17 protein-coding genes and 2 pseudogenes are annotated in these 20494 nt (G+C 70.9%); 7 read left to right on the forward strand and 12 right to left on the reverse strand.

What is annotated here, in order from left to right; genetic code table 11:
• Nucleotides 1–12 precede the first annotated feature (12 nt).
• The 10 genes from P3T27_RS29440 to P3T27_RS29485 form a co-directional block, all read right to left on the reverse strand.
• Nucleotides 13–771 carry a hypothetical protein gene (locus tag P3T27_RS29440; RefSeq protein WP_280683891.1) on the reverse strand — a complete coding sequence of 253 codons (759 nt, stop codon included), beginning with the start codon at nt 769–771 and terminating at the stop codon, nt 13–15.
• A 97-nt stretch (nt 772–868) separates the two neighbouring features.
• The gene (locus P3T27_RS29445) at nt 869–1933 is read right to left on the reverse strand and encodes a hypothetical protein (RefSeq protein WP_280683893.1); all 1065 of its coding nucleotides are present in this window, start codon (nt 1931–1933) and stop codon (nt 869–871) included.
• A 105-nt stretch (nt 1934–2038) separates the two neighbouring features.
• On the reverse strand, nt 2039–3316 hold the full coding sequence (locus P3T27_RS29450) for a hypothetical protein (RefSeq protein ID WP_280683894.1): 1278 nt from the start codon (nt 3314–3316) through the stop codon (nt 2039–2041).
• A gap of 31 nt (nt 3317–3347) precedes the next feature.
• Nucleotides 3348–4853, reverse strand: a complete 1506-nt coding sequence (locus tag P3T27_RS29455; RefSeq protein ID WP_280683895.1) for an ATP-binding protein — start codon at nt 4851–4853, stop codon at nt 3348–3350.
• Between the two features lie 24 nt (nt 4854–4877).
• On the reverse strand, nt 4878–5327 hold the full coding sequence (locus P3T27_RS29460; protein WP_280683897.1) for a DUF6238 family protein: 450 nt from the start codon (nt 5325–5327) through the stop codon (nt 4878–4880).
• A gap of 37 nt (nt 5328–5364) precedes the next feature.
• On the reverse strand, nt 5365–6834 hold the full coding sequence (locus tag P3T27_RS29465) for an SCO6880 family protein (RefSeq protein ID WP_280683899.1): 1470 nt from the start codon (nt 6832–6834) through the stop codon (nt 5365–5367).
• Nucleotides 6835–6976: 142 nt separating this feature from the next.
• Nucleotides 6977–8389 carry an ATP-binding protein gene (locus P3T27_RS29470; RefSeq protein WP_280683901.1) on the reverse strand — a complete coding sequence of 471 codons (1413 nt, stop codon included), beginning with the start codon at nt 8387–8389 and terminating at the stop codon, nt 6977–6979.
• Between the two features lie 15 nt (nt 8390–8404).
• Nucleotides 8405–9100 (reverse strand): hypothetical protein, encoded by a 696-nt coding sequence (locus P3T27_RS29475; RefSeq protein WP_280683903.1) that lies wholly within the window; start codon nt 9098–9100, stop codon nt 8405–8407.
• Nucleotides 9100–9408 carry a DUF6112 family protein gene (locus tag P3T27_RS29480; RefSeq protein ID WP_063346628.1) on the reverse strand — a complete coding sequence of 103 codons (309 nt, stop codon included), beginning with the start codon at nt 9406–9408 and terminating at the stop codon, nt 9100–9102. Before P3T27_RS29480 ends, P3T27_RS29475 begins: the two co-directional genes overlap by 1 nt.
• A gap of 78 nt (nt 9409–9486) precedes the next feature.
• Nucleotides 9487–10656 (reverse strand): C40 family peptidase, encoded by a 1170-nt coding sequence (locus tag P3T27_RS29485; RefSeq protein ID WP_280683906.1) that lies wholly within the window; start codon nt 10654–10656, stop codon nt 9487–9489.
• 574 nt (nt 10657–11230) lie between these two features.
• Between P3T27_RS29485 and P3T27_RS29490 the strand changes: the two are divergent.
• Nucleotides 11231–11977: pseudogene (locus P3T27_RS29490) on the forward strand (DNA methyltransferase).
• Nucleotides 11978–12058: 81 nt separating this feature from the next.
• On the opposite strand, the gene P3T27_RS29495 reads toward P3T27_RS29490, so the two are convergent.
• The gene (locus P3T27_RS29495; protein ID WP_280683907.1) at nt 12059–12571 is read right to left on the reverse strand and encodes a DUF5655 domain-containing protein; all 513 of its coding nucleotides are present in this window, start codon (nt 12569–12571) and stop codon (nt 12059–12061) included.
• A gap of 390 nt (nt 12572–12961) precedes the next feature.
• Between P3T27_RS29495 and P3T27_RS29500 the strand changes: the two genes are divergently transcribed.
• The 5 genes from P3T27_RS29500 to P3T27_RS29520 all read left to right on the forward strand — a co-directional run bounded on the left by P3T27_RS29500 (nt 12962) and on the right by P3T27_RS29520 (nt 18951).
• Nucleotides 12962–13783: a TnsA-like heteromeric transposase endonuclease subunit gene (locus tag P3T27_RS29500; protein ID WP_280683909.1), complete on the forward strand. Its 822-nt coding sequence runs from the start codon at nt 12962–12964 to the stop codon at nt 13781–13783.
• The gene (locus P3T27_RS29505; protein WP_280683911.1) at nt 13780–14985 is read left to right on the forward strand and encodes a hypothetical protein; all 1206 of its coding nucleotides are present in this window, start codon (nt 13780–13782) and stop codon (nt 14983–14985) included. The genes P3T27_RS29500 and P3T27_RS29505 overlap by 4 nt, the downstream gene beginning before the upstream one ends.
• 604 nt (nt 14986–15589) lie before the next feature.
• Nucleotides 15590–16441, forward strand: a complete 852-nt coding sequence (locus P3T27_RS29510) for a sensor domain-containing protein (protein WP_280683913.1) — start codon at nt 15590–15592, stop codon at nt 16439–16441.
• A complete protein-coding gene (locus tag P3T27_RS29515; protein WP_280683915.1) occupies nt 16438–18393 on the forward strand; it encodes an AHH domain-containing protein in 1956 nt (651 codons plus the stop codon). The genes P3T27_RS29510 and P3T27_RS29515 overlap by 4 nt, the downstream gene beginning before the upstream one ends.
• A 96-nt stretch (nt 18394–18489) precedes the next feature.
• Nucleotides 18490–18951 (forward strand): hypothetical protein, encoded by a 462-nt coding sequence (locus P3T27_RS29520; protein ID WP_280683917.1) that lies wholly within the window; start codon nt 18490–18492, stop codon nt 18949–18951.
• Between the two features lie 222 nt (nt 18952–19173).
• On the opposite strand, the pseudogene P3T27_RS29525 reads toward P3T27_RS29520, so the two are convergent.
• A pseudogene (locus P3T27_RS29525) lies at nt 19174–19795 on the reverse strand (transposase); the annotation flags it as partial.
• A 194-nt stretch (nt 19796–19989) separates the two neighbouring features.
• Here P3T27_RS29525 and P3T27_RS29530 point away from each other — a divergent pair.
• A complete protein-coding gene (locus P3T27_RS29530; RefSeq protein ID WP_280683919.1) occupies nt 19990–20418 on the forward strand; it encodes a hypothetical protein in 429 nt (142 codons plus the stop codon).
• The last annotated feature ends 76 nt before the right edge of the window (nt 20419–20494 follow it).

Raw genomic sequence — 20494 nt, forward strand, 5'->3', positions numbered from 1 at the left:
GGGTCGGGGTGGTCAGCGGGCGCGCGCGAAGGCGATGCGCGGGTCGACCGCCGCCGACGGCGGGCTCACGGCCACGGCGGGCGACACGGCGGCGGGTGCCTTGAGCGCGGCTTCGTCGACGCGGAACTTGTGCGTGGTGAACGCCTGGCGGACCGCTGTGCGGTGGGCGGCGACGTCCTCGGCGAGCTGGGGCTGCATGGCGACCTGGAAGTGACCGCGTCGAAGTCCCATGACGGTGTGGGCCACCACGTCGAGTGACTCCGCCCGGGTGCCCCCTGGGGGGAGGTAGACGTCCAGGTCCCGCTGGTAGCGCCAGCCATCGGTGTTCAGGAAGATGCCCGGGTTGAAGGGCAGGTCGTCATTGACGGCGGCGACGATGCCCAGGCTCGGGTGCTCGGCGATGGCGACGTCCGGTCCAGCGCTCGGCGCGGGGGAGCGCTGCGGCCCAGGGGCCTCCGGTGTGGCGTGCGCCTGCCGCTCCTGCACCTGGTGCTGCCGGTCGGTGCTCTCCGGGGCCAGGGCCATGTCGGTGTCGACGCGGTAGCCGGCGCCGGTGAGGAGCTTGGCGGCCCAGGCGGCGCGCTCGGAGGCTTCGCGGTGCTGGTCGGTGAGTGTGAAGAGCTTCGGGTTGCCGGGCAGGCGCTGGAAGTCGAGGCGCTCCAGCATCCACTGGGCGGCGGCCGACTGGGTGGGCAGGGAGGCGACGATGCCGTGGCTCGGGTGGTGCCCGATAGCGACGTCGGGCAGCTGGGTGGGTTCGGCGGCAGGCACGGTGGGGCTCCGCTTCGCTGGTTCGGACGGTGGACCGGTAGGCGGTGCGGGGTCTGTCTCGGCGGGGCACAGCGGCCTTTCTTCTTGGATCGGGGGTTCAGCGGTGCGGCACGGCAGCGCGCACAGCGGCGGCCGGGGCGGCGAGGACGGCCTCGGCCGGGTGGCCGGTGAGAGTGTGCGCGGAGGTGGGGGAGGTGGTGAGCGCGGCGAGAACCCGGGTGTCGAGGCCACCGGCCGCGACCTGGGCTGCGGGTCGGGGACGGCCGGGGTGGGCGGTGTGCCGGTCGGCGAGGTCGCCGCGCATCGCCCGGATCTCCCCCACGTAGCCGTCCGCCGTGTCCGCGATGTACCGCAGGCGGGCGGCGTAGTGCGGATCGGACGCGCCGCCCAGGCCCTCCCACCAGCCGGCGCTCTCGTTCAGGGCGGCGACGACCTGATCCAGGACGCCGTCGCCGGGCGCGGTCAGCTCGCTGAGCGCGTCGACCACCTGCCGGGTGTGCCCGGCCGTGGAGATGGCCGTGGGTACCTCGGCCAGTAGCCGCATCGGCGGCAGCGACGGCGGGAGGGTGGCGTCGAGCAGGTCGTCCGAACAGGCAAAGGTGTAGCCGTTGGCCAGTAGGTGGTCGACGGCCCGTGCCACGGCGGCGCGACGCTCCTGTGGGTCGAGCATGGCGGCCGGGAGGCGGTGGTAGGTCTCGTGCACCCGCACGACGGGGACGAACCCAGCGCGGTGGAGGATCGACTCCGCACTGATCGGCAGATCCTGGCCCTGCTGCTGGAGCGGAGCGCCGAGTCGGTCCAGATGCGTGTCGACCGAGGCGAGCATCGACTCGACGCTGCGACCGTGTCGCGCGTCCGGACCGGTCGGCTGGCTGTCGTACAACACCTCGCGGGACCGGGTACGGGGATCTTCCCGAAACGCGTACCAGCCGACGACCTCGTCGTCGCCGATGCGAGGGACGACGAACAGACGGCCTTCGTCGGGCAGTTCAGCTTCGACGTACGCGAGGCTTCGGGCAGTGCAGGGGATTGCTCGTTGCGCGAGCGACCTGGTGATGTCGGAGAGCGAGTCCTCTTCGGGTGGACCGTTGAGGCGGTAGACGAAGGCGTTGACACCGGAAGCGGTCTCGGTGAAATGGACCATCAGCTGGTCGGGTTGCATGGCGTGCTCCTGCCTCGATCGCCCCCGGGCGCCGGGGGACGAGGCGTTGATGATGCGGGGATGCGGGAGTTTGGCCCGGCCGGAATCCGGTGGTATGGCGGCTGGTCACCGGGCAGGGCGTCGCGCATCCGGACGCGGTGGTGCCGGCGGGGCTGGGGCCGGGGTGCTCTGTCCCCGGAGGTGGCCGGAGCGGGCGAGTGCGGCCTTGACCTGCTCCTCGCAGTTCGGGGTGGGCAAGCCGATCCTCGGCGTGACGTGCGCGGCGAGCGCGGGAAGCGGGCCGTCCGTGATCGGTGCGGCGCACTCCCACGCTTCCTGGTTGCGCAGATCCTCCGCACGGTCCCGGGTCCGCTCGGCTTCGGGGCTTGTGCCGACGATGGCGCCCATGGCGCCGTGCCAGCCGTCCTGGATCTCCTGGAGGCTGGCGAGTGCAGCCTCGGTGACGTAGAACCGACGCAGGTCGGGGCCGACGACGGGGTCAAGGCGGTCCTCGATGACGGTGGCGGCTCGGATGCCGGCCGCCAGGTGCGGGCCCTGCTCGGTGAGCGTGGTGATGTAGCGCCAGGCGGCGCGGTTGCGGTCAGCCTCGGATTCGAAGGCGCCGATCTCGCCGTGGTGGCCCCAGGGCGAGCCGGGTTCGGGGATGTACGCGGTGCTCAGGCGCTGCAGGGCCTCGGCGGCGAAGGTGAAGGAGTTCGTCCGCGCGCGCCAGGCGGCTTCCCGGTAGCCGGGCGCGAAGCGGTCCCTGACCTCGGCCGCCACCGTGGCGGGTGCCGCGTCGGTCGGGAACACGATGCAGACCGGGGGCTTCACGTCGTCGAGGCGGTAGTCGGGAGCGTCATCGGGCCGGACCGCGCGGACCACGAGCTCGTCGCCGGGGCGCGGCCGTACGGCGAGGAGCCGCTCCCCGCCAGGGCCCGCGAGGGAGAGGGCGGTGTGCGGGGCCGAGACGCTGCCCCAGGGCGCTGGGCCTCCGCCCCAGAGCCGCTCGCTCAGTTCGACGAGGTCCCGGCCCGGATTGAGGGGGCAGGGCTGGACGAACCAGCCGGGCAGGTGCTCGGCCAGTTCGGCGGCCAGCGGCGGCACGGGTACGGGGCGGTGGGGCTGGTCGGGCAGCGCCCGGCCGTCCTCGTCGAAGTACACCCGCACATACGTCTCGTTGCCGGGTTCGGCGGCGGCGCGGGCGTCGCAGGGCCGGAACAGGGCGTAGGTGGATTCCCACTGGGCGCCAGTGTGGCGGGTGGAGGTGAGTACGAGGTGCCAGTCGGCGTGAAGGGCGGGGCGCTGGTCGGGGCTTGCGGCGATCAGCTGCTCGAACTCCGTGAAGTCGGCCGCCGTGAGGTGGGCATGGTCGAGGTAGGACTCAACGTCGTTGGTAGACACTCGGGTTCAGGATTCTCGAAGGGGCAGCTGGTCAGGCGGCCATGCGGAAGTCGGTGTCGTACAGCTGCTTCTCCTTGGAGTGGAGGAGGTGCTGCACGATGAAGCTCAGGCCGGCGACCTTCCACAGGCCCCGGCCGCGGGTGAGTGCGGCGATGGCCTGGGCCTCGACACCGGTCAGGCCCAGCAGGGACATGGCGGTGGGGATCTGGTCCGGTTCCTGGCGGTAGATGATCCTGGTGCTGCAATCGGCCAGGAGGCCCTCAGCCAGGACGCGCCCGCGCGATCCGGCGTCGCCAGCGGAAAGCAGGTCGGAAAGGCGGTGCAGGATCAGAAGATTTGCGAGCCCCAGCCCGCGGCTGAGCTTCCACTGCTGCTGCATCCGCTCCAGCAGACCGACGTGCCGCATGATCCGCCATGCCTCGTCGTAGATCACCCACCTGCGGCCACCGTCCGGGTCGGCGAGGGCGGCCTCCATCCACGCGCTCGCGCAGGTCATCGCGAGGACGAGAGCGGTGTCGTCGCCGCTGCTGCCCAGGCGGGACAGGTCGATGGAGAGCATCGGCGCGTCCGGGTCGAACGTGACGGTGGACGGCGCGTCGAACATCCCGCTCAGGTCGCCGTGGACCAGGCGGCGCAGGGCGTGCGCGAGGTCGTCGGTGGCGTGGCCGAGGCTTCCGGCCTGGCCGCCGAGGGCGGCGTTGAGGCGCTCGGGGCGGCCGAGGGCGTGGGCGATGTCGCCGAGCAGCGGCACCGTGCCGCTCAACTCGGCGTCGGCGACGACCAGGTCCAGGGCGACGTCCAGGCCGGTGTGCTCCATCGGCAACAGGTCGCGCTTGAGCACGGTGGCCGCCAGGCTCGCCAGCAACAGGAGGCGGCGCTTGCGGACCTCGCTGGTCCAGTCTTCCTCGCTCACCCCGGCCGGGCGGGCGGGCGCATCGAGAGGGTTCAACCGGCCGGGCAGGCCGGGGCCCAGCGCGATGGTCTGCCCGCCGAGCGCCTCGGCCAGACCCGACCACTCACCCTTCGGATCGGACGGCACGTAGATCTTGTAGCCGTGGGCGATCGACCGGGTGGCGATCGACTTGGCCAGGGCGGACTTGCCCATGCCGATCACCCCGCACAGCACCGCGTTCGGGTTCGTGAACCCCTCTATTCGGCCGGAGTTGTAGAGGGCGAACGGGTCGAAGCAGAACGAGCCCTCGGCATGCAGGTCGCGGCCGACGAAGACGCCCTCGGCGCCGAGGCCGGCCTCCGCGAGGAACGGGTAGGCCCCCGAGGCGGTGGCGGTGGTCAGGCGGTGTTTGGGCAGTCGGAGCTTGCCGCCGCGGGCGGAGGCGGGACCAGGCCGGCCTGATACCGGGTAGACGGGCTGGAGATCCGCGTCGGTGCCGCTGTTCCGGGGACGCTCGGCGGTGGGCTGAGCGTGGCGGGCCTTGGTGCGGGCCCGGGCGAACTCGGCGCGGGCGGCGCGCTGTTGGGCGCGGGTGCTCTTGCGCGGGACGAACAGGTGGCTGGCGGTAGCGCGGTTCCTGGGCATGATCACGAATCCGGGACTGTCGGGTCAGCGGCGGACGAGGCCGCTGAACGGGGCGTGCAGGTCGGCGGGGGTGGTGCGGCGGCGCACCAACTGCGTGGTCTCCTGGTGGCGGCGGCAGATGCTCAGCTCCGGCGCGCCCTCGGGCAGGCGGGCGTGGCACGCTTCGGGGCCGGGGACCTCGCCGCTGCCGGGCCGGGGCGAGGCGTGGTAGGCGGCGTGGAGGTGGTCGGCGGCCTGCCACAGGCGGGTGCGCGCGGCCTTGAGGTGGTCGCCCTCGGCCGGCAGCAGCGGCGCGGTGCGCTGGGCGTGGGCGTCGAGGAGGCCGTGCAGGGCGACCAGGTGCTCGTGGAGTGAGTCGAGTTCGGCGCGGGAGGCGACCAGCGGGCCGGTGGGGATGTTGAGTGCCCGGTGGAAGTCGATCGCGGCGGTCGCGTAGGGGACGAAGTCCTGCGTGGTGGCGGGGGTGGCCGGCATCGGGGGGGTGCTCTTTCGGAAGGCGGGAGGGCCGGCATCAGGCGGCGAGGGCGAACGGCAGCGCGGAGGCGGTGAACGCCTCGGCCTGCTGCCAGGTGAGCGGGCGCAGGTCGAGCTGCGCGCCCACGGCGGCGGTCTCCACCACGGCGCAGGCGGAGCGCAGCTCGTCCTCGGTGTCGGCGGAGACGGTCAGCAGCCCGGTGAGGGCGACGTCGGCGTGGCCGGCGATCAGCTGCCGCTCGCGGTCCTGGATGTCCTGGTACTCCACCGAGTCGGCCTCGCTGGAGACCTGGCCCTTACGGGCCCGCTCGGCCGAGTCGGCGATCACGCTGGCCTTCTTGCGGCGCACGTCGCGCAGCGCCGAGTCGAGGTCCTGCGGCTCGTAGGCCAGGGAGACGGTGCGCCGCACGCCGGAGGCGAACATGACCTGGTGCAGGAAGCCGGGGTTGACCTGCGTCCGCGGCCAGTTCTCCACCCAGTAGGTGGTGTGGTGGGCGGAGTCCGTCGAGATGTGGTCGGCCTTCTCCACCACGACCACCGGGCCGGCGGCGGCCGGGTCGGCGGACGGACGCCCGTCCGTCGACCAGCGGTCCAGCGCCGCACGGGACTTGGGGTCGTAGGCGGTACGGGCGACGCCGGCGATCTCACCGTCGGACAGCCAGCCGGACGGGGTGAGCCCGGCGGTACGGGCGGACTGCTCGAACGCGGAGGTGAGCTGGGCCAGGACCGCGAAACCACCGGTCAGGCCGCCTCCGGCCTGGGAGATCAGCCGCCGCGCGCCCTTGAAGTCCAGGGCGATGGCGACATACGCCTCGTGCGGGGCAGCGGCCGGACCGGCGCCGCGGATCAGCTCCCCGTACAGCTCGCCGGCCAGCGCCGCGTCGGGGCGGCCGTGCTCCTCCCAGTACCGGCGAAGCGCATCACCGGTGTCCGGGACGGTCCGCTCGATCACCTGGATGCGGGCGACCTGGCCGGTGCGGGCGAGCGCGGCCAGGGAGCGCCCCCACCCGTTGACGTTGGCGTTCTGGGTGCCGGGGTCTAGCAGAGCGTACGCGCGGGAGGAGACCTTGACGATCGCGGTGAGGGTGCCGGCGTGCGGGTCGTGGACAGCGCCGTAGCGGCCATCGGGCGCGGTGACCACGCGCAGGCTGGCCGCGCTGCCGGGCAGGTGGAGCAGGCCCTCGCGCACCGGGCGGGAGGAGGGACGGGTGAGCCAGACCAGCTGGCCGCGCAGGCGGCGCAGGCCGTAGCGGGCGGCGACTGGCGCCCAGTCGGCGAGGGTGCGGCCCCGGTAGCGGATGAACACCAGGGCGGCGACACCGGCCCACAGGGGTATGAGCTGCAGGGCGCCGGTGACGCCCTGGGTGACGAGCGCGGCGAGCAGCAGCAGGCCGGTGGCCGAGGTAGTGATGAGTTGCGGGGCGCTCAGGCCGAGCAGGATGCCGCGCTTGGAGCGGTGGGGGAACTTGACGGACGCAGGGGTGGCGTCGGGCGTCGAGGAGGACATCGGGGTTCCAGAGGGATGAGCGTGCGGGCGGCGGGCGGGGGCGCGGCACTCTTCTGGACGTCATCGCGGATGCTCCTTCGCTGGTGGTCGGGGCCCTGGGGCGGGCGGCAGGCTGCCGCCCGCCCCAGGGCAGGGGGGCCGGTCAGGAACCGGGCGGGGTGGGACTGTTCGGGTAGACGAACCGGGCCGGTGCCGGAGCTGGTGCTCCGCCCGGGGCCGGTCCTGCGCTAGCCGGTGCGGGCGGCGCCGGGACACCGGGGCCCGCCGGGGCCGTCGACACGCCCGGCACGGACGGAGCGGAGGGCTGGGCCGCGACGCCGTCCTGACCGCCGCCGGACGCCGACTGGTCACCACCGCTGCCGGGGGAGGCCCGGGTGATCAGGGCCGGGATGCCGGGCCGGGTGACCAGGGCGCGTCCGCGGTCGCCTCCCGCGCTCGGGTCCTCGCCGAAGCGGAACTTCGTCGGCTGCTGCGCGGGGCCGGCGTCGATCCCCTCCGTGCTGATCCGGCCGGTCGGGTCGATGCCGGAGGCGGCACCGCCACCGCCCATGCCCGGGACCTGGGCCGGGCCCTGCGGCGCCGGGACACCGGTGCTCATCTGCATGGCCAGGGAACCGGCGGTCTTCGCCGCCCCGGCCGCGACCGCCATGCCGGCCATGCCGGTGCGGTGCGTGTCGTCGTGGCCGCTGCCGTCCGTCGCCCAGTGGACGAACTTGTAGACGGCGTACGGGCACAGCAGCACCATGACCATGATCACGACACCGGCCATGGCGTCGGACAGGGCGGCCATGCCGTCCTTGGCGTCCGTCTTGCCGAGCGCGGAGACGCCGACGAGGAACACCACCGTCATCAGTAGCTTGGAGACGATCAGGGTGGCGGTGGCCTCGATCCAGCCGCGCCGCCACCGCTGGGCGACCTCCCAGCCGCCGCCGGCCCCGGCGAAGGCGGCGAGCACCACCAGGATCAGTACGCCGACCTTGCGGGCGACCATCACGCACCAGTAGAGGAACGCCCCGATCGCGCTGCCGACCGCGACCAGGGCGGGGATCGCCCAGCCGAGGGCGAACATGGGGCCGAACTGGGACACCTTGATCATGCGCCTGACCGCGTCGGCCACGCTGGTGTGCGCGGCTTGGAACAGCCCGGCCGACAGGGCGTCGACCACGGTGACCGCGACCGCCGTAAAGCTGATCGCGCCGAAGGCGAACAGGACGCCAGTCATCGTGCCCCAGCCGGCCTTGGCCAGCGCCCGTTCGTCCCGCCGCCAGGCGGCCAGGACCAACTGCGCGCAGAAGGTGCCCACGGTCAGGATCAGCCCGATCGGCAGGATCAGCTGGTAGTTGTCCCTGAACCACGGCGCGGACAGGTCGATGGCCGTGGTCTCGTCGACCGCCTTCGCACACAGGTCGACGGCGCTGGCCGCAAGCTCGCCCATCGACTTGGCGATCCACGCGCCGATGCCGTCCGTGATGCTCTTGCCCGGGTCGCTGACGAAGTTGATGCCGTCGACGACGTTGCAGACCTGGGCGACCATCGGGAGGTTACAGATATCCACGAGGAACTCCCGAGGTCAGGGCGCCACGGCCGGCAGCACACCGGCCAGGGCACACGGGCGGTCAGGACGGCACTGGACGGCGAGGGTGGCCGAACGGTCCTCGGCCCCGCCCTGCGGGGCGCCGTTCCAGGAGATCGACTGCTTCCCGGAGACGGTCACGGCGTAGACGTACGCCTGCGTGATCGCCCCCGGATCGGCCTGCAGGGCCTTGGTGAACCTGTCCGGGAAGTGCGCCTCGTCCGCGGTCGCGGTGGCGAACTGCCCGGAGTCGGCCATCCGCCCCCACAGCACCGGGGAGGGCACCAGGCGGTCGACCGAGTCGGCGTCGAGGTACTGCCCCTCGCTGGTCAGCCACCGGTGGAGGGAGGCCACCAGCTCCGGCTGCGAGGAGGAGCGGGTGTCGTACGACCACAGCGCCACCGCCGCCGCCTTCGCGAACGCGATCGGATCGTGCGTCGAGGGCGGACCCGGCAGCGACTTCGGATGCCCGCCCGGCGACGGCGAAGCCACCGGCGCGGAGGATGCGGCCGAACCCGCAGCCGCAGGAGCCGGATTGGCGGCCTCGCGTCCGTCCCGGGTGACGTAGGCCAGCACGCCGGCAGCGGCGACGAGCACCACCAGGACGAGCGAGCCCAGCAGCGCCCGGCGGCGCACCAGCGCGCCGCCGGAGCCCCCTGGGCGAGGGCCCGAGGCGAAGGAACGTTTCTGCATCACTTGACCTGGCTTCCAAGCGTCGAGAAGAAACTCACGACACCGTTCGCGGCGCCCAGCAGCAGGGCGGCGCCAGCCGAGACGAGCACGCCCTTCTTGCCGTTGGCCTCGGCCTGGTGGCCGCCGGAGTGGTGGCCCCAGGCCCACACCCCGGCGCTGACGGCCAGGGCTCCGACGACCGCGATGATGCCGAAGAGGTTCAGCGAGCCCATCACCTGCTTGAGGACCGAAAGGCCGGGCAGGCCGCCCTCGTTGGGGGTGATGCCGGGGTCGTAGGCGAGCTGTACGACTGCGTCGGCGAGATACAAGGGAAGCTCCAGAGCGGTTCAGGGCGCGCGAAGGCAGCCCAAAGAAAGGGGGAGAAGAGAGGGGGGAGGAGAAGCCGGTCAGGCGACCCGGCGGGCGGCGAGGATCTCCGGCCGCCACGAGGCGAGGGTCGAGATCTTGACCACGTCACCGGTCTTCGGCGCGTGCACGATCAGCCCCGAACCGATGAACATGCCCACGTGCTCCGGCACGGCGGCGGTGCCGCGGGTGAACAGCAGGTCGCCCGGCTTGAGCGAGTCCGCCGAGACGGCGGTCCCCTGCTTGACCTGGTCGTACGTGGTCCGCTCCAGCGAGACACCGGCCGAGCGGTAGGCCATCTGCATCAGCGAGGAGCAGTCACACCTGCCCATCGGGTCCGCCCCGTGCGAGGACGCGCACGTGCCACCCCACTGGTACGGCGTGCCCAACTGGCCGAGCGCCCAACGGATCGCGGTCTGCACCGGCTGCGGCGCATCCGCCGGAATCGTGTACCCGTTGGGCAGCGAGCCTGCGGGGATCGTGCCGAAGTCGCTGCCGTCACCGCCTGCCGTGGGCGTCCCGCAGCCACCGCCCGCTGCCGGGCCGGCGCTCGCGCCAGCCGTTGGTGCCGGCGTCGGATTCGGCGAGGTGCTGGAGGCGGGGTCGAGCAGCGGCGCGAGGGCCTTCTGGAGCGCCTCCGCCAAGGGCTGCCACCTGGCGTAAGCGTCCGGGAAGCCGGAACGCTGAACCGCCTGGGCGGCCTGGGTGACGGTCATCGACTCCCAGCCGCTGACCTTCTGCAGCGCCTCGTAGAACTTCGTCGAGGCGTACACCGGTTGCATGATCTGCTCCGGCGTGCCCCAGCCCTGCGAGGGCCGCTGCTGGAACAGGCCCAGCGAGTCCCGGTCACCGCCGTTGACGTTGCGAAGCTCGCTTTCCTGCAAGGCCGTTGCCAGGGCGACGACCTGGCCGCGCACGGGGATGTGCATCGCGACACCGGTGGCCTGGATCGTCCGGGCGTTGGGGATCTGCTCGGACGGCTTGCTCAGCCCGGCCACGGCCGGCGCCGACAGCGGGCTGGAGCCCTTGAGGATCGCCTCGACCTGTGCCGCCACCGCTGTGGAATCCACGCCCTGTGGATTTCCGCCGGACGGACAGGAGTTGGACGTGGAGGTCGAGGCACTGCCCGCGGCGACGATCGCGACGGGCAGGGCCAGCACCAGCGGACCGGCGGCGACGACGCCGATGAGCGCGCCGACCGCCTTCTTCACGACGGCCCCCGGTCACCGGGCAGCGGCCGGACGGGCAGCAGGGGCGGATGAGGGCATGGGTGTGCCAGGGCATGCTGCATCGCAGCGGCTCCTTGCGGGTTCGTAGGAGAACGCGGTGCCGGCCTCTCGTGCGAAGAAGTCGCCGGCACCGCGCCGGTGGTGAAACCGCCCTCGTGCAGGGCGGGCCCGGGTCACGGGAGTTGGTAGCTCCGGGACGTCGGTCTCGGGTCACGCGCGGCAGCCGGCCGCGCTCGTAATCTCAGCCGGAACACGACGACGCTCCTCGGGATCGGGGGGAAGGGGAGATGCTGCCGGCGTGGCTCCGCGGGCACAGGGCAGCACGGATCAACACGTGCCGGGCCAGGCCCGTTTGGCCTGCTGCCCGGTTGGCATGGCGAGACAGTAGACGCGAAAGTCGGCCGCACCAAACGACCCCTGGCCGAGCCCGGCACCCCGTCGCTGCTCATTAGGTACGGCCGCCGACCGCGGCTACCTTCCCCGGCATCCCCGCTCCCGGCGGCTGCCGCCGGGCGCCGCCCGGAGCGGGCCCAACCACGCCCCGAAGGAAGACCCCATGAGCTACAAGCTGCACCGCGGCGACGCACTCACCGTGCTGAAGACCCTCCCGGACGAGTCCGTCAACGCCGTCATCACCGACCCGCCGTACAACTCGGGCGGCCGGACCAGCTCCGAGCGCACCAGTCGCGACGCCCGCGCCAAGTACGTGACCAGCGGCAGCATCCACGACCTCAAGACCTTCCCCGGCGAGAACCGCGACCAGCGCTCCTACCGCTCCTGGCTCACCGAACTGCTCACCGAGGCGTAGCGAGCGAGCACCGAGCACGCGGTCGCGATGGTCTTCTCCGACTGGCGGCAGGAGCCCACCACGAGCGACGCGCTCCAGATGGACGGCTGGACCTGGCAGGGCACCATCCCCTGGATCAAGCCCGCCAGCCGGCCCCGCAAGGGCGGCTTCAAGCAGTCCGCGGAATTCATCACCTGGGGCGTCAAGGGCACCCTCAACAACAGCCGGGACCTCTACCTGCCCGGCCACTTCACCGCCTCCCAGCCCCGCAAGGACCGCGTCCACATCACCCAGAAGCCCCTGGAGATCATGCAGCAACTCGTCCAGATCTGCCCCGAGAACGGAGTCGTCCTCGACCCGTTCACCGGCAGCGGCTCCACCGGCGTCGCCGCCCTGCGCGAAGGCTGGCGCTTCGTCGGCATCGAACTCAGCCCGCACTACGCCGAGATCGCCGAACAGCGGCTGCGAGCAGAGCTGACCCAGGACGACTTCGTCCTGGCCGGACCGGAGGCGTGAGATGAGAACCAGCAGGCTGACCGGCCGCAGACGCGAAAGGGCGGCTGGAGCACGAAGCTCCAGTCGCCCTTCCTCGTTCCGTCAGGACTCCTCGACCGCCCGCCGGATCAACGGCACCGCCTTCTCCACGTCCGCCGACGAGACGATCCGCACCTCCAGATCACCCGTCCCCAGGTGCCCGATGCCGCGCACGTCGCGTGTGAAGCCCTCCTCCAGCTCCACCGTGTCCGGGTCCAGCCGCAGGTACAGCAGGATCACCTGGTGCCCCGGACGGAACAGGACGCTCGCCACGTTCTGCAGACGGCGGTACGCGATGTAGTGCTTGAGGGTGACGACCTCTACCTCGCCCGACGCGGTGAGCACCTCGTTCAGCTCCCCATACAGGTCCCGGAGGCACTCCGGGATGTCGTCGAGAACTGGCAGCTCGTCGGCCTCGGCAGCAGCCGCCAGAGCTGTGACCGCGCCCGATCTGCGGGGCACCGCCGGGCCCGCGGCTCCGGAGACTGGCTCCACGAGCTGGAGGCTCAGCAGCCCGCCGTCGAAGATCCGGTAACGCACCAACTCGATCCGCCAGGACCGGCCAAGGTCTCCCACCGCGACCCGGTCGTGATGTGAATACCCCGCCGCGATGCACAGCGCACGCGGCGCGCGCCAGTCGATGGACTCGGCCGCCTCCGCGCCCAGCTTCTCTCTGACTGCGACTGCCTGCCGTAGGTGTCACCTTCGAGGGCTGCTGACCTGGGCTGGTGCCAGTTCTTGGCGGCACAGCGGTGGCTGGGCTGCCAGGTGTTGTTGTCACTTACGTACAACGCCGCATCTAGCAGAGCCGGGGTGCGGAATGCCGGGTTTCTAGGAAACCCGCTCCCTGGCCCGGGACTTCCCCGTCGTTTCCGCCTGGCGTTGTCAGCTCACAACGAAAGGCGAAGAGGCGTGGCCTCGACGTTGCCTGGTGGATACCCAGCGAAGGCGGCTTCGGGTACTGGCTTGTGGTCCGATACCTGTGACCTGGACGACCTTGCCCATGGTCACGCGGGGTTCGACGCCCGCAGGAAGACATTGAACCTTACGGCCGGCTGGAGCGACCGGTGGACCGCGACGTGGTGCTCCGGCCGGACGTCGGTCACCTGCACGGTACGGAATCTCGGCGAGGTCGAGGTGGTCCAGATCCGGCCGGTACGCCGCTTCACGTGGCGGACCGGCCAGTGGCACAGGCCGGGCCTGGAGTACCTCATCAGCACCAATCGGCATCACGGCTTCGAGAGCTATGAGGAGGAACTGCTGCTCTTGATATCCGACTTCGCGGGCGATCTGGCAGAGGCGCTGGCCCAGCCCTTTCGCCTGCGGTTCCTCACCGCGGACGGGACGGTCGAGCACACCCCGGACTTCCTGCTGCTGACCGGCTCGGGACCGTGGTTGGTGGATGTCCGGCCGGCCGGACGCATCCGGCCGGAGGACGAGGTGAAGTTCGCGGCGTCGGCCGAGGCTGCGCTGGCGGTGGGCTGGAACTACAGCGTGGTGACCGGCTGGTGTCGGCACGCGGTGAGGATTGTCGACGCTCTGTCGGCGGGCCGGCGGGAGCTGACCGATCAACTCGGCCTCCAGGAACAGCTGCTCCGGGTCGCCGCGTCGGGGCCGATCGCGTTCGGCGAGCTGGTCGAGCAGTGCAGCTACCCGGCGATCGCCCGGGCGCACGCACTCCACTTGCTGTGGCACCGCCGTCTGGGTGTCGACATGTCGCAGCCGCTGTCGGACGAGAGCCCGGTCCGCCTGGCGGCGGACAACAGCACGCGCGGAGGAGAAGGGTGACGGCACCCGCCGCGGGTTCCTGGGATCTGGCGCCCGGCAACGAGCTGATCATCGACGGCTCCGAGTGGACGGTGGAGACGTTCGAGCCCCAGGTGGGCAAGGTCGTTCTGGTCCCGGTCGACGGGCCTACCTGGCACACCTCGGTGCGGGAGCTGATGCATCACCCCGGTCGCCGCCAGTCGACCCGTACACGCAGGGACCTGCCGGCTGCGAGCCGGGGCCGCCAGCCGAAGGCGATGACTGATCTGACACCGGAGCAGCAGCTGACTCTGCTGCGGCTGGCCCACCTCCACGAGGTGGAGACCGGCTACCTCAGTGGTGACCCGCTGCTGGCCGGACCGGCCGAACCGCGTCCGCAGTACGATCCGGAGACACTTCTCCGCACCGACGGCCGGGCCCGTCCGCGGGAGACGATCCAGCCGCTGGCCCAGGCCGCCGTCGCCCGCCACCCCGGCCCGTACACCACGCTGCGGCGCCAGAACCTCTCACCGGCTCTCGCCCGCGCTCTCGTCCGCCAGGTCCACGGCTTCCACGCCGCCGGCCGCACCGAGAAGGCGAACGTACGCGTCGCCTCCCGGGACTGCCGTTTCGGCATCGAGCACGTCCCGCCCTTCCTGCCCCGGCACTGGTACGACGAGCACTTCGCCGGCTTCGCCGACCGCTTGGACAGCCCGACCAGCTACACCGTGCGGCACCTGCGCAGGGCCGCCAGCCTCAAGCTCGCCGAGATGGCCGTGAGCACGATGGGCAAGCTCCGCCCCCAGATGGCGGGCGGCGGGCTGTGGGAAGACTTCGAGATGCGGGTCGAGAACATCGCCCGCAGGCTGGACGACGACCAGGCCCGCACCGACTACCAGCGGCGCCGCCTCGCGCTCACCGACTGGCAGGTGCCCGCCGGCCACTGGGCCGCACTCTTCGACGACCTGAGCCCGCGGTTCTCACGGATGGCCGGCCAGGACGGTCAGCTCGCGGCGACGGTGCTGGTCTGGACCGAGATCACCCAGGCCGAGTACGCGCACAGCCCCGTCCTGACCGGGATGCGACGCGCGGGAGCCGACACCACCAGGCTCATCGACAACATCACCCAGGCGTACACCCCGGTCAACCGGACAGCCACCGTGCGTGCCCTCCTGCGCGGCCGGCTGGAGACCTGCGCCGCCAGCATCGCCGCCCGCATCGACCAGGGACGGCCCCCGCACTGACCCACGGTGGCGACGAACGAGGCGCCCGCGCGAGTTTCTCGCGTATGGGCTTGGTGAGCCTGCAGTCGTTGGCAATGCGTTCGCGGACGTCGATGTGCTGGAGAGCACCGAGGTACTGGCAGGCGGTGAGCAAGCCCTCATGGCACGCCCCACCAGACTGGAAGACTTGTCACCCGATCGGGTGAATCCGAATCGCCGGTGAGAGTGCTGTTCGGCCCGGCGAAGCCACGTCCAGCATGGGACGGCGCTCGGTGTTCCTCCCCGGAGCCCAGCCGGTGCCGTGTGAGCGGGAGCCGCTGCGGATCGGGTGCCGGTTCGGTCTCGCGAGCGGCATGGCCATGAAGTACGTCCTGACCGGCCCGTCCTCGGTTACGAGCGGGTCGGCCTTGCCGGAGTCGGCACGCAGTCACGACGGCAGCGGTCAACGAACGTTTTGACGACGGAAGGTAGTCGGGCGTGCGCCGATCGGAATGCTCAGCAGGGCCTCAAATCGGCGGAGAAGGGCTTGCCGCGGTGGACTGAATCGGCGACTCTGTGCATCGGCGAAATCCACAGAACGTGATCAGGCTTGCTGATTTGACGCTGTGTCATGGGGGGATGAGGCGTGGCCGAGGACTCCGATTTCATCATCGAGCCGCCGAAGGCGGGCCCGGCCGACGAGGGTCCGGTGGGTGCCGTGCCTCGTCCCTCGGTGCCGGCGGACGAACGGGGCCCGCTGCCGGCGGACTTGGCGGCGCCGCAGGCCTTCCCCGGGGGGCCGGGGCCGGGCGGGCCGATTCCTGCGGGCCGGGCGAAGCGGAGACTGCTGGTGGCGGTCGCCGCCGTGCTATGCGTCGGGCTGGCCGTCGCCGGGGGGTGGTGGTGGCTGCGGGCGTCGAACAGCGGGGACCTGCACGTGGCAGCCGGGACGGTACAGGCGGACCTGCTCGTCCCGGATGAGGTCAGCAGGCTGGCCGGGACGACATTGGTGGCCGGTCCGAGGGGCAGCGAGCCTCCCGAGGCGGTCGCGGTCGAGCCGTCGGGCTGCGCGGTGGCGGCGGGACCGGCCACCAGGTCGGTCTACGGGAATGAGTGGACGGCGTTCCTGTCGGCGACCTACCAGGACCCGGCGGGGACGGGTGACCACACGGTGACCCAGGTCGTCGGCGTCTACCCCGACGAGGACAAGGCCTCCGCCGCGTTCCGCAGGCTGGACGAGGGCCTCAGGGGATGCCCGTCCGCCGTGCGGACCGACCCGGACGGCAGTACGTCGGGGTGGACCTACAAGACCGACACCGTCACCCCGGACACCGTCGGCTGGACGGCGACGCAGGACTCCGGAGACGGCTGGGGCTGCCACCGCCAGGCCCGACTCAAAGGCCGGATGCTCCTGCAGGTGGCGCTCTGCTCGGCGGGCGACGGTCGGCCAGCCGTCGCGCGGATCGCGGACCGGATCGCTGAGAAGGTGACCACATGACCCCCCGGCTGCCGGTACGGCGAGGGGCGGCAGCTCGCGTTCCGGGCGTCGCGTGGCGCGGTGCGTGCCTGATGCTCCTGGCGGCGCTGGTGCCGGTGCCGACGGCCGGTGAGAGCGCGGCGGCCCCGGCGGCCGATCCGCCGGTCGCCGCACTGAACGCCCCGGCTGCCATTGCGCCTGTGTCCGAGCCGCTGCGGCCGAACGCGGGCTACCCCGCCGCCCTCAACGCCCGGATCGCCGCCTTCGACCAGCAGATCGGGACCCTGCCCCAGCGCGCAAGTGAACTGGCGTCGGAGACCCGCAAGCTCACCGAGAGCATCGCGGCCCTGAAGGCGAACTCCGAGGCCGCCGCCAAGGACTCCTCCATCGCCCTGGGCAAAGCCTCCGCTCTCAACTCCAAGACCGCCGCCCTCAACGCCCGGATCGCCGCGCACAACGCCGCACCGCACGTCTTCCAGTTGCCCGCCCAAGCCGCGGCCGGGGCCGCGTACGACGCGGAGAAGGCCCAACTCGACGCCGAAGCGGCCCAGCTCCAGGCGGAACGGGCCGCGATCGAACCGGAACTCTCGAAGGCCAGCGCCAGACAGTCCCAACTCGCCGACGAGGCCGTGAAGCTCGGCGCCCAGGCGCGTGCCCTCGGCACGAAGGCCACCGCGATCCAGAACGAATCACAGCAGCTGGTCTCCCAGCGCCGGCAGATCCTGCAGGACGCGGCCACCGCGAACCAGGGCCTCATCGGCACCCCGCCCGCCCCGACACCGATGGCCCGGGGAGCCGACGCCCCCCGCCCGCCCGCCGCCCGCGGCACCGGCGCACCATCCGCAGGCAGTGACGCCCGCACCCCGGCCGGCAAGAACGCGGCTATCGACGCCCACGCGAAGACGAACGGCATCAAGGTCGACAAGCGGCCCGGCACCGCCTACCTGGCGCCCGACGCCGTCAACCGCCTCGACGCCTCCGACCTCGCCCGGCTCACCCCCGTGGCCACGTACGACGCCCTGGTACCGAAGCCCAACGGCCACTACAAGGCCCTCCAGGTCCAGGACACTGACAGCGAGACAGAGCCCGGGCAGGAGGCCTTCAACACCGCACTCGCGAAGGGTGGCCAGGCCACCACCGCCAACGGCGGCAAGAAGATCATCGACGAAGTCGAGACCCTCTATACCTGCGAACCCAACAGCTTCACCGCGGGGACACCGGTCCTGCTTGCCGACGGCCGCACCCTGCCCATCGAACAGATCAACCCCGGCACCCAGGTCCGCGCGACCGACACCACCACCTGGAACACCGCACCCCACGCAGTGACCGCAGCGATCCAGCACACCGGACCGCACACGATGGTCGACATCACCACCGGCAACGACGCAACGCTGCACGCGACCGACCGGCACCCCTTCTGGAACGCCGGCACCGGACGGTTCACCGACGCGATCGACCTCAAACCCGGCGACGACCTGCGCAATCTCGACGGCACGACTGCCCGGATCACTTCGACCCGCACCTACCCGCAGGATCTCACGGCCTACAACCTCACCATCGACGGCGTACATACGTACTATGTGCTGGCTGGGTCGACTCCGGTTCTGGTACACAACGCTAACTGCTCCAGCAATGCGAAGATTATCGGCGATAATATGACGGCTGCTGGAATCACCCGCCCAGCAGACACGGCGGCGCATCATATCGTTGCGAGCACCTCGCCGAAGGCGGCGCTGGCACGAGCGCAACTGGCCAAGTTCGGTATCGACATCAATGATGCCGAAAATGGAGTGTTCCTCCCTCGCGGCTCAGCCTCCGCCAATCCGACTGGGGCATCGGTCCACTCCAGGATTCACACAAATGACTACTTCAATTACGTGAACGACATGATGGCTGGTGCCAGAAACGCTAATGAAGCACGAGATGTCCTGAGTCATATTCGAGGACAGCTTGATGGCGGGTACTGGCCGTAGTGTCGTGAGGTTGTGACCCTCGTCGCGCTGCAGAGATCCACGCTATTATGCATCGCGGGGAGGGTTGCTTCTTTTGGTGGGAGAGGTACGTAGACGGTGACTCAAGCACTGCCAATCGAGTCCGCAGAGGCTGCGGCCAGGAGACTGCTCGATGCGCGAACCGGTTCGGGCGGCCCTTCTCCGGAGGAGCTGTTCGATGTGCTGAAGCGTTTCGAGCGTATCGAATTCGCCGTGCCAGATCTTCCTGACGCGGATGGATTTATCTTTCAATACGGCTGCGCTAGCTGGTTCGCTGAGCCGGCCTTCACGATCGGTTTTTCTCGGCAGTTCGAGGTCATGGATCAGGATGGCGAGCACGAGTGCTACTCGCAGTTGGCTATGGAGTATCGATACGAGATGGACGCTGACCTGCAGTCACTAGCGGAAGAGAGTTGGTGGTTCCGGGATTCGGCAGAATCATTCGATGCCTGGTTGCAGGTTGCAATCGATGACCCCGTTTGGAGAATCCTACGCGGGAGGCGGCCGCGAGAGTTTGATATCTCGCAGTCCATGGTCTAGGAGTATCTCGCGCTTCTTGGCCATCGTTCGGGATGTTTGCATGTAGGTCCGCTCGAACTAGCCTCGATCCTTCATGGCGGTCCGTCGGTTCATATGGCGGGCCGTTTCGGCTTCGTGGTCTGGTGGCGGGCATGCCTGCGGCCCGGCTGCCGCGTCGGGTGGGCGCCGGATTCCACTGCTCCGGCCGGAGGATGGTTCGACGGGGCAGGGTGTCGTTGCTGGTCAGCCGGGCTTCGGCAGGGCTTGCAGTCGCTCGAACGCGGTGGTGATCGTCTCGGTCCAGGGCTAGTGGCGGGCCAGACCGAGCCAACGGCGGCGGCCGGTGGTCACCAGGTGGGCGGCGGAGAACGGGCGAAGCCGCAGGCGCTTGGGCTCCCAGCGGCGCGCGGGCCCGTCGGCGGTGCCGCAGCTCCAGGTGCGTGATCGGGGCGTGGGTGGTGTTGGTGGCCAAGCAGGTCAGCCGCATCCCGTCGGCGTCGGTGAAGCGCAACTGGGCTCCGGGGGGCGGGCGTTCTTTGCGCACGATCAGCCGCATCCCCTTCGGCCAGCCCTTCAGGACGTCGCCGGTGAGCTCGGCCACCCAGGCGCCGTCGCGGATGACGCCGTCCGGTTCGACGGCCGGAGTCCAGGCAGAGGCGGGTGCCAGCAGTACCGCCTGATGGATCGCCTCCGTGATGGTCATCCCGACCGAATAGGACAGCCACCGGCCGTGCGCTGTCAGCCAGTTGAGGAACTCGTGGGTGCCGGCGCCGGAGTCGGCGGCGGTGTTGCTGCCCGCGTTCCCCGGCCGCAGCAAGCCGGCGACCGGCTCGCCGGAGCCCTCACCGCCGTGGTCCACGAACGCGAATGTCCTGTCGCGTTGAGCTTGTCTGTGGATCTTGCGCCGAGCTGCGGTGTTGCCAGGTCGAGTGAGAACACTCGGCTCGGGATTCTCAGTGCATCTGGCTTCTGCGGAATCCGGGGGCTGCGAGCCGCAGTCTTGGCAGGGCAGTCGGGGGGAATCTGGACTGGGCCTGGGGCGACGTAGGCTCACGGGCTGTGAGCCAACAGGGTGAGGTCGGGAAGACGCGCTATCTGGTCCTTCATGACTATGGGATGGGGGGTCTGTGGTGGTGGGTGTGGGCGGGCTCGGCGGAGGAGATCGTCAGTGCCTGCGCCGAGGTTGAGGTGATCGCGGACCCGGACGTGGTGAGACGTGCCGAGACGTGGGGTTTGGAGGAGGTCCGTCTTGACGATCCGGACCCGAATCCGCTGTCCAGCCTCCGCGCTCAGCGGGATGCCCAGCGTGGCCAGCCGGGATTCGGTGTCCTGGCGGGACGGGACCGTGTGTGCCTGCGCTGGCCGGAGGGCGAGGAAGGAGAGGTCTTCTTGATGGAACTCGGGCCGGACGGACGGCGGTTGCGGCAGGTTGAGATCGGCCTGGACGGTGGTTCGGTCAAGACGGGCATTGAGGAGTTTTCATCCTGAGAACCGCAGTTCACGGGGGCTGGCGTGAGTTCGAGGCGGGGTGCTCGGGCTGGTCGGGGGCGTGATCGCGGTCGGG

The organism is Kitasatospora sp. MAA19, from assembly GCF_029894125.1.
Classification (GTDB): Bacteria; Actinomycetota; Actinomycetes; order Streptomycetales; family Streptomycetaceae; genus Kitasatospora.

Bases quoted from the DNA above. Each gene is read 5' to 3' on its own strand.
- P3T27_RS29445 (WP_280683893.1), bottom strand. From the start codon at position 1,933: ATGCAACCCGACCAGCTGATGGTCCATTTCACCGAGACCGCTTCCGGT.
- P3T27_RS29455 (WP_280683895.1), bottom strand. From the start codon at position 4,853: ATGCCCAGGAACCGCGCTACCGCCAGCCACCTGTTCGTCCCGCGCAAG.
- P3T27_RS29460 (WP_280683897.1), bottom strand. From the start codon at position 5,327: ATGCCGGCCACCCCCGCCACCACGCAGGACTTCGTCCCCTACGCGACC.
- P3T27_RS29465 (WP_280683899.1), bottom strand. From the start codon at position 6,834: ATGTCCTCCTCGACGCCCGACGCCACCCCTGCGTCCGTCAAGTTCCCC.
- P3T27_RS29475 (WP_280683903.1), bottom strand. From the start codon at position 9,100: ATGCAGAAACGTTCCTTCGCCTCGGGCCCTCGCCCAGGGGGCTCCGGC.
- P3T27_RS29515 (WP_280683915.1), top strand. From the start codon at position 16,438: ATGACCCCCCGGCTGCCGGTACGGCGAGGGGCGGCAGCTCGCGTTCCG.